General features: G+C 28.0%; 11 protein-coding genes. 2 read left to right on the top strand and 9 right to left on the bottom strand.

From position 1 onward, the window contains the following. Window positions 1–75 precede the first annotated feature (75 nt). The gene (locus ABHC41_RS10495) at window positions 76–867 is read left to right on the top strand and encodes a hypothetical protein (protein WP_092922097.1); all 792 of its coding nucleotides are present in this window, start codon (window positions 76–78) and stop codon (window positions 865–867) included. A 112-nt stretch (window positions 868–979) separates the two neighbouring features. Here ABHC41_RS10495 and ABHC41_RS10500 read toward each other — a convergent pair whose 3' ends face one another. The 6 genes from ABHC41_RS10500 to ABHC41_RS10525 form a co-directional block, all read right to left on the bottom strand. Then, window positions 980–1,471, bottom strand: coding sequence for a hypothetical protein (locus ABHC41_RS10500; RefSeq protein ID WP_092922094.1), 492 nt, complete (start codon window positions 1,469–1,471; stop codon window positions 980–982). A gap of 10 nt (window positions 1,472–1,481) precedes the next feature. Further along, entirely contained in the window at window positions 1,482–1,925 is a 444-nt protein-coding gene (locus ABHC41_RS10505; RefSeq protein WP_166506072.1) for a hypothetical protein, read from the bottom strand. Continuing rightward, window positions 1,915–2,754 carry a DUF5685 family protein gene (locus ABHC41_RS10510; protein ID WP_092922088.1) on the bottom strand — a complete coding sequence of 280 codons (840 nt, stop codon included), beginning with the start codon at window positions 2,752–2,754 and terminating at the stop codon, window positions 1,915–1,917. The genes ABHC41_RS10505 and ABHC41_RS10510 overlap by 11 nt, the downstream gene beginning before the upstream one ends. Before the next feature lie 36 nt (window positions 2,755–2,790). Continuing rightward, window positions 2,791–3,288, bottom strand: a complete 498-nt coding sequence (locus ABHC41_RS10515) for a metallophosphoesterase family protein (protein ID WP_166506073.1) — start codon at window positions 3,286–3,288, stop codon at window positions 2,791–2,793. Between the two features lie 126 nt (window positions 3,289–3,414). Beyond that, window positions 3,415–3,678: a hypothetical protein gene (locus ABHC41_RS10520; protein ID WP_092922082.1), complete on the bottom strand. Its 264-nt coding sequence runs from the start codon at window positions 3,676–3,678 to the stop codon at window positions 3,415–3,417. A 72-nt stretch (window positions 3,679–3,750) separates the two neighbouring features. Continuing rightward, on the bottom strand, window positions 3,751–5,541 hold the full coding sequence (locus tag ABHC41_RS10525) for an HD domain-containing phosphohydrolase (RefSeq protein ID WP_240275503.1): 1,791 nt from the start codon (window positions 5,539–5,541) through the stop codon (window positions 3,751–3,753). A gap of 279 nt (window positions 5,542–5,820) precedes the next feature. Between ABHC41_RS10525 and ABHC41_RS10530 the strand changes: the two genes are divergently transcribed. Next, window positions 5,821–6,096 carry a hypothetical protein gene (locus ABHC41_RS10530; protein WP_092922079.1) on the top strand — a complete coding sequence of 92 codons (276 nt, stop codon included), beginning with the start codon at window positions 5,821–5,823 and terminating at the stop codon, window positions 6,094–6,096. A 103-nt stretch (window positions 6,097–6,199) separates the two neighbouring features. On the opposite strand, the gene ABHC41_RS10535 is transcribed toward ABHC41_RS10530, so the two are convergent. The 3 genes from ABHC41_RS10535 to purD all read right to left on the bottom strand — a co-directional run bounded on the left by ABHC41_RS10535 (window position 6,200) and on the right by purD (window position 13,309). After that, a complete protein-coding gene (locus ABHC41_RS10535; RefSeq protein ID WP_166506074.1) occupies window positions 6,200–7,570 on the bottom strand; it encodes an MATE family efflux transporter in 1,371 nt (456 codons plus the stop codon). Window positions 7,571–7,945: 375 nt separating this feature from the next. Beyond that, a complete protein-coding gene (locus tag ABHC41_RS10540) occupies window positions 7,946–11,761 on the bottom strand; it encodes a phosphoribosylformylglycinamidine synthase (protein ID WP_195581669.1) in 3,816 nt (1,271 codons plus the stop codon). Between the two features lie 276 nt (window positions 11,762–12,037). Beyond that, window positions 12,038–13,309 (bottom strand): phosphoribosylamine--glycine ligase, encoded by a 1,272-nt coding sequence (purD, locus tag ABHC41_RS10545; RefSeq protein WP_271893800.1) that lies wholly within the window; start codon window positions 13,307–13,309, stop codon window positions 12,038–12,040. Between the last annotated feature and the right edge of the window lie 6 nt (window positions 13,310–13,315).

The following is a 13,315-nucleotide window of genomic DNA, read 5'->3' on the forward strand; positions in this document are numbered from 1 at the left end:
TTTTCAATAATAAATATTTGAAAAGTCCTTGATATAATAATTCTTGGACTTTTTAACTTATTAAAGGAGGTTAATATGAATTCTAAAGAAAATAATTCAAGTAAAAACTTAGAAGATTCTATAGAAAAGCTTAGTAAAAACTTATATCTTGAATCACCTGACTTGTGGATTGAGTTTTCAGGAAAAGTAAATGATAATATTTTCGATGAAATGGTGCTGTTCTTTGCTATTAAATATAATTATAAATCAATAGTAGAACATGCTATAAGCAATAACCTTATAGACCTAAATGCACCTTCTAGAAATAATGATTATCCTAATATAAAAGAACATCTTATTTTCATAGCAAAACAAAATAAGTCTTTAGATATACTTAACTATCTTGAAGCTTCTTCATCTTGTAATAATATTGATAAAGATACAATAGTGAAAAAAATAGACGATTCTACATCTAATTCAAATGCCAATAAAGGAAATAAATATTTTCCTAGATATCTTTGTGATCATTGTAATCACAATATTTTTGAATCTGGGTATAGAGTTTCTGAGTCTATAGAGTATAAATATTCATTAGAAAATGATAAACCCATAGAAGTTTCTAGAAAACTATCTAACTTAGTAGTGTGCTGCAATTGTAATAAAGATCTTAAGGATATATCTATTGAGAGCTTAAATGAATTATGTTCTATACAAAATTGTACGAATTGTGGTTCAAATTTAACTGTAGTTGGAATCACAGATAAGTCTAAAATGTCATTTGATAATAATCTAGGTAAATTTTCTAATATATCTAAGTCTTATCACTGTTCTAAGTGTGACTCAAAAATTAGTGAAAAGCAAAGAGAATTTTTTAATATAGTTAGATAGAAACTAATTGTATTCTATGAAGTATTCTCGCTAAATTTATATAATAAAATTTATAAAATAAGGAGCATCTTTAGATTGATATAATCATTCTAAGATGCTCCTTTTTATAAATTTATATATTTTTTAATATTTTTTTAAGCTTATTATTGTAATACTCTATAAACAAACTATAAATATGGTCATATACTAAAAATGTGACTTCAAAAAACACTATTGTAAAAATATTTATAGGTATATATACAAATTCTTTTATTATAAAAAACACAATGCCTATTGAAATATTGGCAAATACTAATTTTAATATATATTCAATGTATATTGATCTATCTTGTTCTATTATATATTTGAATAGTCCATACAATCCAAAAGTAAATATATATAAAATCCATTGAAACTTATTAGCCATAACAAAAAAGCTTAGTGTAAACACTCCTAAATAAAATACAACTCCCATTTTAGGACCAAACTCCATTATAATTATAGAAATTACTAGTGAGGCAATTCCCATTAAAAATAATGTATTTATAGGTATTATATTTATAAGCATTAATAAAATTATGTTTATTGCTAATAAAACTCCTCCTAAAGCTATTTTTTTACTCATATTAATACCCTTAGAAGCAATCTACCAAGTCACCACCACAGCACTCACAACAAGAATCTAAACACCATAGCTTCATACAATCTTCACAACAATCATCTCCACAACAGCAACAACAATCATCACAGCAACAACAACAGCAACCGTCTAGGTCTGAACGTCTTCTTCTGTTGTATCTATATGATCTATCTCTATAATCATCTCTGTAGAAGTTGTATTGTTTTAAAGCTTTTTCATATTCAGGATTACCAGGTTCTATGGCATTAGCTTTTTTTATACATTCTTCACCTTCTTCATAGTATCCTATATTCATAGCAGATACTCCATTTAGGTAATACCAATTTGCACATCTATCTTTCATTTTATTTAATAGCTCATGTGCCTTTTCAAAATCTTTGTTATTCATTAACTTAATTATGGGGCTAAACATTTCATTATTATAAGTATTACTGTACATTTACTTCACACCCTTTTTCTAATATATTTTGGTATCTAAGATATACTCCTGAATACACTATATTTTCTATTATTCCTCTATTTATCTTTATATCCAAATTATCTATACTATTAGACAACATTCCTAAAGACATGCTTATAAGTTTATCTACTCTTGTTTTTAGTTCATCTTTTTTATTTATATATTCTATAAATGGATTGTACCTACCTTTTTTGTAGTCTTTTTCTAAATCTTCATAAGCATCAAGTATATATATATACTTACCTACATTAAATCCAATTCTTCTTAAATCATCCTCGAACTCATCTTCTTTATACGCAAAAATCTCTGCCATAAGATTTCCAAAAGTATTCGATACCATATCTATATTAGTATTATTTTCTTTTTCTAATTTATATAAATGATCTAGCTGAGATTTTATTATATCAGCTTTCTTGGGATATTTTTCATAAGCTAATTTAAGCTTTTTCTTATATATACTATATGCTAATTTATCTTTTATACCATTATCATCTCTTAAATTATCTTCTAATTTATAATATGTCAGAAGCACATTCATACTTGCTGCATACTCTGTAATTTCATTTGTTATTTTCTTTTTCTTTTTGAATGGATTTACTATACATCCTTCTTCTATAACCAAAGACTTAGGTCTATATACTGAAGTTAAAACCAATATTAAAAATGTTATATCATAATTTAGAGATAGTCTTGATATCTCTCCATGATTATCTTTTAGATATTTGCATAACCCACAGTAATATCCTCTATAATGCTCATATTCTCTAAATGTTAGGTCCATTTTATTAACTTTTACATAACCAAACATATTTTTATCCTCTCTAATAGTTTATTTAATTTACTTTTAGATATTTATAATTTCTACATATATATCTTCAAATTTTATTAATTCATTATCTATTATATTTAAAACTTCCTCGTTAGAATCTATATATAATTTTACCATAGTAGTAGGTAGCTTAAACCTTTTTGGCCCTACTGATCCCGGATTTATATATATTGTATTTCTTTCTTTAGTTATAGATAATTTATGGGAATGACCATATATAACGATATCAAAATCCTGATTCTTTAAGTCTATATCTTTATCTTTTATATTATGTATTAAATATATTTTTTTACCTAATACATTTAATATTTCTTTTTCCTTGATATCTAAACTTTCTATATCTTTATCGCAATTACCTCTTACTGCCTTTACTTTAGCTATATTTTCTAAATCTCTGAGTAATTTTATATTTCCTATATCACCTGCATGAATTATAAGATTACAATTTTTTAAGTTAGCTAACACTTCTTTTCTCAAAAGTCCATGTGTATCTGATATAACTCCAACAATCATTATATTATCTCCTATGTATTTATATCTTATATAATAAACCTTTTTTGTATATTTTAAAATAAGCTAGCAGAAATTATCTACTAGCTTACTCTAGATTATTATTTGATAATATTTGTATCTAAATACTCATAATATAAATTTATTTGTATCACCAAAAGTATCTTCAATTGTAACTACATCTAGCCCTTTATATTCCTTAAATAACCACTTTATGTCCTTCATAGCTTGATTTACTTGATTGCTGCTTAAGTTATTTATAAAATACTCTTTTCTCATATCCTTATAACTATTATCTGTTAAAAAGTTCCTTATTACTGTAAATGCGAGTACATTTGGTACACTACTTTCTGAACCTTTTTTGTGGCCTTTTTTTCTTGTATACATTCTCATTTTATACTCCTCCAAGATATATTAATCTTAGTTAAAGTATATATATCTTTGACTTTATGTATTACTATACTTTTATTTTTCTTTGCTTATTATATCTATAAATATATCTGTAATCTTAGGATCAAATTGGGTACCTCTACAATACATCATTTCTTTTATAGCATCTTCTTTATTTTTTACTATATTATATCCTCTATCATTAGTCATAGCATCATAAGAATCTACTATATTTACTATTCTAGCCATAATAGGAATTTCTTCTCCTCTAAGGCCCAGTGGATACCCTTTACCATCATATCTTTCATGATGTGCGAGAATACCTATAGCAACATGTGATAGTTCACTTGATGTTTGAAGTATTCTGTACCCTTTTTCTGTATGAGATTTTATTATATTAAATTCATCTTCAGTTAATTTTCCTTTTTTTAAGAGTATCTCTTCACTGATACCTATTTTTCCTATATCATGTAACTTTGTTACTAATTCTAGTTCATCTAATTGAGCAGTTGTAAATCCTAACCTTTTTCCTATTTTGATTGCATAATTTGTTAGTCTTTGAGTATGTTGTTCAGTTTCTAAATTTTTTTCTTGAAGAGATTTATTTAATGAAAATATTATGGAATTTCTTACACTTTTAGAATTTAAAAGCTTTTGTCTATATAACTTTTCTTCTGCTTCTTGGAGATTTGTATAAATATCTTCACCTAAACAATTTTTTATAGATGATCCTAAAGAAATACTCATGTCAATAAGATTAAAGTCACCTTTTTCACATTCATCAATTATTTTAGATATCGCTTCTTCACATTTTTGTTCATCACAATTTGGTATAAGTATAACAAATTCATCGCCACCCCACCTAAATATGAAGTCTTCCTCTCTAGTTACACTTTTTAATATCTTAGCCATTTCCTTTAATAATCTATCTCCTTCAAGATGACCAAATGTATCATTTATAACTTTTAAACCATTAACATCTCCCATTATAACTCCTATAGGAAGATGTTCGATATTATTTAATTCTTCTTTTTTCTCCTCAAAACAAGCTCTATTGTATACCCCTGTTAAACTATCTGTAAAGCTAAGTTTCATTAGTTTTTCTTTTAGTTCTGTTTTTTCAGTAACATCACTAGATATACCTACTATTCCCCATACTTGACCTTGTTCATCTATCACAGGTACTTTTATAGTTTCTTCTATTATTTCTCTACCATCTTGACCGTTGATTCTTCGCTCGACCACTTTCATCTTTTTACTTTCTATTATTGCTTTATCTTCTTCCATAAATCCCCTAGCTACTTCTTCAGATACAGTTTGTGTTTCAATATCATTCTTTCCTATCATACTTCCTATTCCTAGTGCATCATAATGTTCTTTCCATTTTTTGTTATACCCTATATATTTACTGTCTCTATCTTTATAGAAAATGTATTGTGGCAATGTATCTATTATTGTTCTTAATATATTTTCTCTCTCTTCTAATTTACTTTGTTCTTCCTTTAAAGGTGTTATATCTATTAACATACCCATTACACCTATTATTTCTTCGTATTCATTTATATAAGGAGTAACATAACACTGACTAAATTTACCATTTATGCACACTTCAAAATTCTTAGGCTCTTTAGTCATAATTACAGACTTAAAATCTTCATTACATATATCATTGTTGCTACACTCTAAACATTTGTTATTTATTACACTTATATCTTCATTATTTCTAAAGTTGTATATATGTTTAAATGCCTTGTTCGTGGCAATTAATTTTCCATCTAAATTTTTTATCCATATTGGAAATGGTATATTATCCATTATTATATTATTACTAGTTTGTGTATCTTCTTTCTCGGTTTTTAATAACATTACCCCTCTCCCCCTGCTTATTACTACCTAAATAATATTATAAAATAATGATTTTTATATTTCTACATATATTAAATATATTAGATCATAAAAATATTTTATATTATATATATTTCCTTACTCCATTTATACCAAACATGTTATCACTTATTGCTTATTTAAAAATGGGTATTCTTAATTGTTTTTATACTAAATTTTATGAATAAAAATATTATATCCTTAATAGTATTAATTAAAGGTAAACAAGCCTAAGATTATTATCAATATAAGGGGGATACTATGTTAAATGTATTTGTTAGGGATTTAAATGAAAAAACTAAATCTATAAGAAGTAAAGGCTATATTCCAGGTGTTATATATGGAAACAAATTAGATAAAAGCATACCTATTTCAGTATATAAAACAGATTTCACTAGATTAATAGATTCTAAGAATCATGATGGTTATATTCAACTAAATCTAAATAACAAAGTATACAATTGCATTATTACAGATGTTCAAGTAGATAGTGTAAAAGATTTGTTCTTACATATAGACTTTAAAGAGATGAAATAAAATATAAAAAAGGAGAGTAAAACTCTCCTTTTTTATATTTTAACATTCGTGTCTGTTAAACATCATTCTTTTAAATTTAAATGTTCAATCATATTTACTATGACTACATTATTTGCTCTAAATTTGAATTTTTATACTTAAATGACTTGTGATTTTTATATTTCTCAATTGTTAAAATCATACCTAGTATAGTTAACGTAATTAGTTCAGCTAAAGGTAATGATAAGAAAACTCCTCTAACACCTATTATTGGAGGTAAAATCATTGTTAATATAAACTGAAACAAAAATCCCCTTCCTATTGACAATATGTTAGCATATATATTTTTTCCTATTGCTTGATAATATCCACTCATCGCAAATATGATACCTATAACAGGGCTTCCTAAACAATATATTAATATTTCGCTATATGCAAATTCTATATTTTCACTACTTATTCCAAATATTTGTATAAGTTCTCTTCCAAATGAGTTAATGCCTATATATACTAATGTTCCACCTATTGCACATACCCCAATAGTTATATATAGTAATTGTCTCATTCTTTTTATTTTGTTCGCTCCATAATGATACCCTATAAGAGGTTGTAGACCTTGTGATATACCCATGCAAGTATTAACTAAGAAGCAATTAATATAAGTTGCAACTGTATATATAGCAACATCTACTGTATTTCCATATAAGTACATTGTTTTATTTTGAACAAATAATATTATTCCATATGATAACTGTATTGCAAAACTTACAAATCCTATTTTAAGTATTTCTTTTAATATACTTACATCTATTTTTAAATACTCTTTCTTAATCTTTATATTAGCGTTCCCTTTTACAAAGTAGTATAATGATACAACTGTTGATATAAATATACTGGCGCTAGTTGCCATAGCAGCACCCTTAACCCCATATCCAAGTTTCATAACAAATACCCAGTCTAATATAATATTACAAATAGCACCTATTCCTATCATCATCATTGATAACTGTGGTCTACCATCTGCTCTTACTATTGGATTTAACGCTGTTGAAAACAAATATGGTATGGTTATTAAGTAAATTACACTATAATAATCTCTTGCATTTTCTATAGTATCTTTTTCTGCACCTAGCATCTTAAGTATCGGTTCTCTAAACATAAACCCTAAAATCATAATTATAGCGCCTATTAATACTATGGATGTTACAGATATTCCTAAACACTTTTGAGCACTTTCTTTATCTTGTTTTCCAATATATATGGCAATTATGCTACTTGACCCAATCCCTATCATAAGACCAGTTCCAACTATAACAGTTACAGCTGGCCAGACTATATTAACACTTGCAAGACCTACCTCTCCAACTCCCTGGCCTACAAATATACCATCTACCATAGTGTAGATAGTATTTAGTACAACGCCAATAACAGATGCAATTACAAATTTTGCCCATACTTTATGTATTGGCACATTTAGAACTTGTTCTATTTTCATCTCCTTATTTTTATCCCCCTTTAATTTCACTATAAATAGCTACAGATAAGGCTATTTATAGTCTATTTCTATAGCTTTAACATTTTTTAATTTTCAATTTCCCTTGCATAATTATAGCACCTTGTTATATAGATTTATAGAATATTTTCAAACTGTAATAATTTTATTTTTAACTAATATTAACATGGTGTTTATATATGGTTTTACAAATTTAAAATAAATTATTTATTAATTTATTTTAATTTCTATATCTGATCACATTTAAACTAATTCAGCAATTCATTATACTATGTATATTTACTTTGTATAATTCAACCATTTTAATTCAAATAAAAATAGACTATTTAAAAGCTTAGATAGTCTATTTTCTATATTTTATTTAAAGTAATTTACTCCACTTTCAAATATTCTTTGTTCTTTTTCTCCTAATATATTTTTCATTACATGGTTGCCAACTCTTTCAGAGTGACCCATCTTACCAAGTATTCTTCCATCAGCACTAGTTATTCCTTCTACTGCATAGAATGAGCCATTTGGATTAAACTCTATATCATAAGTAGGATTGTTATCAAAATCTACATATTGAGTAGCTATTTGCCCATTAGCTATTAGTTCTTTCATAACTTCTTCACTAGCTACAAATTTACCTTCTCCATGAGATATTGCTATACTATGAATATCTCCTATCTCTGTTCCTGATAGCCAAGGCGACTTGTTTGATGCTATTCTTGTTCTTACCACTTTAGCTTGATGCCTTCCTATATCATTGTAAGTAAGTGTTGGTGCATCTACTGATGTATCCCTTATTTCTCCATATGGCACTAATCCAAGTTTTATAAGAGCTTGGAATCCATTACATATTCCTAGCATTAATCCATCTTGTTTAGTTAAAAATTCATTTACAGCTTCTTTTACTCTCTCATTTCTAAATACTGTAGCTATAAATTTACCAGAACCGTCTGGTTCATCACCTGCACTAAATCCTCCAGGTAACATTATTATCTGAGACTTTCGTATTTCTTTTACTATAGTATCTATAGATTCTTCTATGTCTTTATATGTTAAGTTCCTAAATACTTCTATATTTGTCTCTGCTCCAGCTTTTTCAAATGCCTTAGCTGAATCATATTCACAGTTTGTTCCCGGGAATGTAGGTATAAATACCCTTGGCTTAACAACTGTTATAGAAGATTTCTTACATTTATCTTGAGAAGCAAAACTTATAGTTTCTACTTTTCCTTTTATTTCTACTGATTTTGTTGGGAATATAGACTCTAAAGTATTACAATGAGCTTTATATAATTCATCTAAGCATATTTCTTCATTTTCAATAAATATTTTTTCTTCTTCTATTGTAGTACCTAGGACTATATAATTATATCCTCCTAATATACTTAAATCATTTTGAGATAATTCGAAAATTATATTTCCATACCCTGTTTCAAATAGGTTCGTAACTCCTTGTTCAAATTTAAATCCTATTTTATTACCAAATGCCATCTTACTTATAGCTTCACTTATTCCACCATCTCCTAGTGCATATGTTGATAATACCTGCTTATTGTGTATAAGTTCTGTTACTTTATTTAAATTTTTCTTTAGTAAATCAAAGTTAACCACACCATTTTCTAGTTTATCTGTGCATAACATAACAACTTGTGAATTACTTTTCTTAAACTCTGAAGATACTACCTTTTCTGCATCCACAGTATCAACAGCAAATGATACTAATGTTGGTGGAACATTTATATCTTTAAATGTCCCAGACATACTGTCTTTTCCGCCTATTGCAGGTATTTCTAATCTATTTTGAGCATAATATGCACCTAAAAGTGCTGCAAATGGCTTGCCCCATTTAGTTGGGTTATCCCCAAGCTTTTCGAAATATTCTTGTAAAGTAAGCCTAATTGAACTATAGTTACCCCCAATAGCCACAACTTTACACACAGACTCCACCACTGCATATAATGCACCATGGAATGGACTCCATTTTCCTATCTTTGGATTATATCCATAAGTCATTATAGTCGATGTATTAGTTTCTCCACAAAGTACAGGTATCTTAGCTACCATACCTTGAGATGGAGTTGCCTGATACTTTCCTCCAAATGGCATTAATACTGTATTTGAACCTATTGTGTTATCAAATCTTTCGACTAATCCTTTTTGTGAACATACATTTAAGTCAGATAATAGATTTATAAATTTTTCTTTTATACTTATATCTTCACCTGTTGCTAACTCACAAATTTCTTCATTTTTTATACTTCTAAAGTATGGCTTTTCTTCATCTACCTTATCTACATGAACTTTTGTACTTTGCTTAACTCCATTAGTTTCTAAGAAGTTTCTACTTATATTTACTATAGCTTTGTCATTCCAAAACATTCTCATATATCCACTGTCTGTAACTGTAGCTACATGAGTAGCCTCTAAATTTTCTTTTCTTGCTAATTCTATAAATTTCTCTTTGTTTTTAGCCTCTACTACTACCGCCATACGCTCTTGAGACTCTGATATAGCTATTTCAGTGCCATCAAGTCCATCATATTTTTTAGGAACTAAATTTAAATTAATATCTATGCTATCTGCAACTTCTCCTATGGCAACACAAACTCCGCCAGCTCCAAAATCGTTACATCTTTTTATCATTTGAGCAACTTCTTTATTTCTAAAGAACCTTTGTATCTTCCTTTCGTTTGGAGCATCTCCTTTTTGAACTTCAGCACTACAAGTAGTTAGAGATTTTTCACTATGCTCTTTAGATGAGCCAGTTGCTCCTCCACATCCATCTCTTCCTGTCTTTCCTCCAAGAAGTATTACTCTATCTCCACTTTTAGGAATTTCTCTAATTACATTTTCCTTAGGTACTGCTGCTATAACTGCACCTATTTCCATTCTTTTAGCAACAAAGTCCTCATCATAAACTTCTGCAACTTGACCTGTTGTTAATCCTATTTGATTACCATAAGAACTATATCCATGAGCTGCATCACGAGTTATTTTTCTTTGCATAAGTTTACCAGGTAGTGTATTTTCTAAAGTAGTTCTAGGGTCTGCACTTCCTGTAACACGCATTGCTTGATATACATAACTTCTTCCTGATAATGGGTCTCTTATTGCTCCACCTAAGCATGTAGCTGCTCCACCAAAAGGCTCTATCTCTGTTGGATGATTGTGTGTTTCATTTTTAAACATTACTAAGTATGGTTCGACTTTACCATCTATCTCAACATCTACGTTTATGCTACAAGCATTTATTTCTTCACTTACATCTAAATCTTCTAACTTACCATCTTTTCTTAATTCTTTCATAGCTATTGTCGCTATATCCATTAGACATACATCTTTTTGTCTATCTACATAAACCTTATTTCTAGAATTAAGATACATATCATAAGCTTCTTTTACTATATCTGTATATTTACCATCTTCTATTTTTACATCTTCTATTTCTGTCATAAAAGTAGTATGTCTACAATGATCTGACCAATATGTATCTAATACTTTTATTTCTGTTATGGTTGGATTTCTTTTTTCTGTATCTCTAAAATAATTTTGTATATATTCTAAATCAGCTAATGTCATTGCTAATCCATTACTATTTAAAAACTCTTTTAATCCATCTATTGTTAATTCTATAAATCCATTTAGCACTTCTACTTCTGTTGGTATTTCACTTTCTATTTTTAATGACTCTGGCTTTTCTAATGATGCCTCTCTACTATCTACAGGATTTATACAATATTCTTTTATTCTATTAAAGTTTTCATCACTTATATTTCCACTAAATATATATACTTTAGCTGTATTTATAGTTGGCCTTATTCCTTGATTAACAATTTGAATACATTGACTTGCCCAATCCCCTCTTTGATCATACTGCCCTGGCAAATATTCTATAGCAAATATTCTTTCCTTTGTTTCATAACCATTTGTAACATCTAATGTTTCATGATAAACAATATCTAAGTTTGGCTCTGAGAATACTGTTTGAGCTGCTTTTTTATATACTTCATAGTCTATTCCTTCTATATCGTATCTATTTAAAATTCTTATATTTTCTATTCCCTCTATATGTAAGCTTTCTATTAAATCCTTTTTTAAGGCTTTAGCTTCAAGATCGAATCCTGGTCTTTTTTCTACAAATATTCTTCTAACACTTGACTCTAAACTTATAGTATCTAACATATCTTATCTCCCTTTTATAAAATTAGATTTTTGCTACATTGAGTAATTCATTAATACATTATTTAAATCTTATTTGTTCTTAAAATTTAAGTAACCTGTCAACGAATTAGTTTTTAAAGCTACCATGTATTCAAATATAAGACCTCTAATTAAAATATCTAAAGTATATGAATATATAATTGTAGATTTTTTAAATTATATCTAATAACTTCTAGTATGTTATACTTAACACATATAACATACTAGAAGTTATCTTATTATGATTTAAAAATATCTTTAACTTAATTCTTCGCACAGTATTATTCCTATATCTTTTCTATAGTGCATTCCTTCAAAATTTACCCTTTTAATATTTTCATAAACTTTTTTTGCTGCCTCTTCTACAGTAGGTGCACTAGAGGTTATGCCTAACACTCTACCACCGTTGGTTACTAACTTTCCATCTGTGAACTTAGTCCCGCTATGAAACACTACTATATCATCATCTAATTCATTAAGACCTTCTATAGCTTTTCCTTTTTCATAGCTTTCTGGGTATCCGCCAGATGTAAGCATAACACAAACAGCCTCTTCTTTTTTATAATTTATGTTTATTTCATTTAGCTTATTATCTAATATAGCTTTCATTATCTTATTTAAATCTGTTTCTAGTCTAAATAATACTGACTGAGTTTCTGGATCTCCAAACCTTACATTATACTCAAGAACTTTTGCCCCTTCTTCAGTTATCATAAGACCTATAAATAATATACCTTTGTAATCTAATCCATCTTTTTTGAATCCTTCTAAGGTTTTTAACAATACTTCCTTTTCTATTTCCTTAGCTACTTTATCTGTATATATTTCACTTGGAGAGAAGGTTCCCATTCCACCAGTATTAGGGCCTTCTTCATTGTTATATACTTTTTTGTGATCTTTTGCACTTACCATAGGAACTATAGTATTATTATCTACAAAAGCTAATATTGATGTTTCTATTCCTCTTAGAAACTCTTCCACAACTATTTTATTTCCAGCTTCTCCAAACTTTTTATCACTCATCATTTCATGCAAAGTCTGTATTGCTTCTTCTCTATTCTGTGGTATAACAACACCTTTTCCAGCAGCTAATCCATCAGCCTTTATTACTACTGGATATCCAAAAGTGTCTATCTCATTTATAGCATCTTCTATATTTATATACTCTTTATACTTTGCAGTAGGTATATTATGTCTTACCATAAAGTCTTTAGAAAAAGCTTTACTTCCTTCAAGCCTAGCACATTCTTTATTAGGTCCAAATATTCTAAGTCCACACTTTTCAAATTCATCTACAATTCCTTTTACAAGGGGGACTTCTGGTCCTACAATTGTTAAATCTATTTTATTTTCTTTAGCAAATGCTAAAAGTTTATCTATATCACTATCGTTTATATCTAGACACCTTGCCACATCTGAAATCCCTACATTTCCTGGAGCGCAGTATATTTTTTCTATACCTTTTTCTTTACTTAATTTCCAAGCTATAGCGTGTTCTCTACCGCCACCACCTATAATTAATATCTTCATAGCCTA

The sequence above is a fragment of the Romboutsia sp. 1001216sp1 genome (assembly GCF_039841805.1).
Classification (GTDB): Bacteria; Bacillota; Clostridia; order Peptostreptococcales; family Peptostreptococcaceae; genus Romboutsia_C; species Romboutsia_C hominis.

What these genes read in the sequence shown, in the direction of transcription:
- ABHC41_RS10495 (WP_092922097.1), top strand. Translation starts at nt 76, where the DNA reads ATGAATTCTAAAGAAAATAATTCAAGTAAAAACTTAGAAGATTCTATA.
- ABHC41_RS10500 (WP_092922094.1), bottom strand. Translation starts at nt 1,471, where the DNA reads ATGAGTAAAAAAATAGCTTTAGGAGGAGTTTTATTAGCAATAAACATA.
- ABHC41_RS10505 (WP_166506072.1), bottom strand. Translation starts at nt 1,925, where the DNA reads ATGTACAGTAATACTTATAATAATGAAATGTTTAGCCCCATAATTAAG.
- ABHC41_RS10510 (WP_092922088.1), bottom strand. Translation starts at nt 2,754, where the DNA reads ATGTTTGGTTATGTAAAAGTTAATAAAATGGACCTAACATTTAGAGAA.
- ABHC41_RS10515 (WP_166506073.1), bottom strand. Translation starts at nt 3,288, where the DNA reads ATGATTGTTGGAGTTATATCAGATACACATGGACTTTTGAGAAAAGAA.
- ABHC41_RS10520 (WP_092922082.1), bottom strand. Translation starts at nt 3,678, where the DNA reads ATGAGAATGTATACAAGAAAAAAAGGCCACAAAAAAGGTTCAGAAAGT.
- ABHC41_RS10525 (WP_240275503.1), bottom strand. Translation starts at nt 5,541, where the DNA reads ATGTTATTAAAAACCGAGAAAGAAGATACACAAACTAGTAATAATATA.
- ABHC41_RS10530 (WP_092922079.1), top strand. Translation starts at nt 5,821, where the DNA reads ATGTTAAATGTATTTGTTAGGGATTTAAATGAAAAAACTAAATCTATA.
- ABHC41_RS10535 (WP_166506074.1), bottom strand. Translation starts at nt 7,570, where the DNA reads ATGAAAATAGAACAAGTTCTAAATGTGCCAATACATAAAGTATGGGCA.
- ABHC41_RS10540 (WP_195581669.1), bottom strand. Translation starts at nt 11,761, where the DNA reads ATGTTAGATACTATAAGTTTAGAGTCAAGTGTTAGAAGAATATTTGTA.
- purD (WP_271893800.1), bottom strand. Translation starts at nt 13,309, where the DNA reads ATGAAGATATTAATTATAGGTGGTGGCGGTAGAGAACACGCTATAGCT.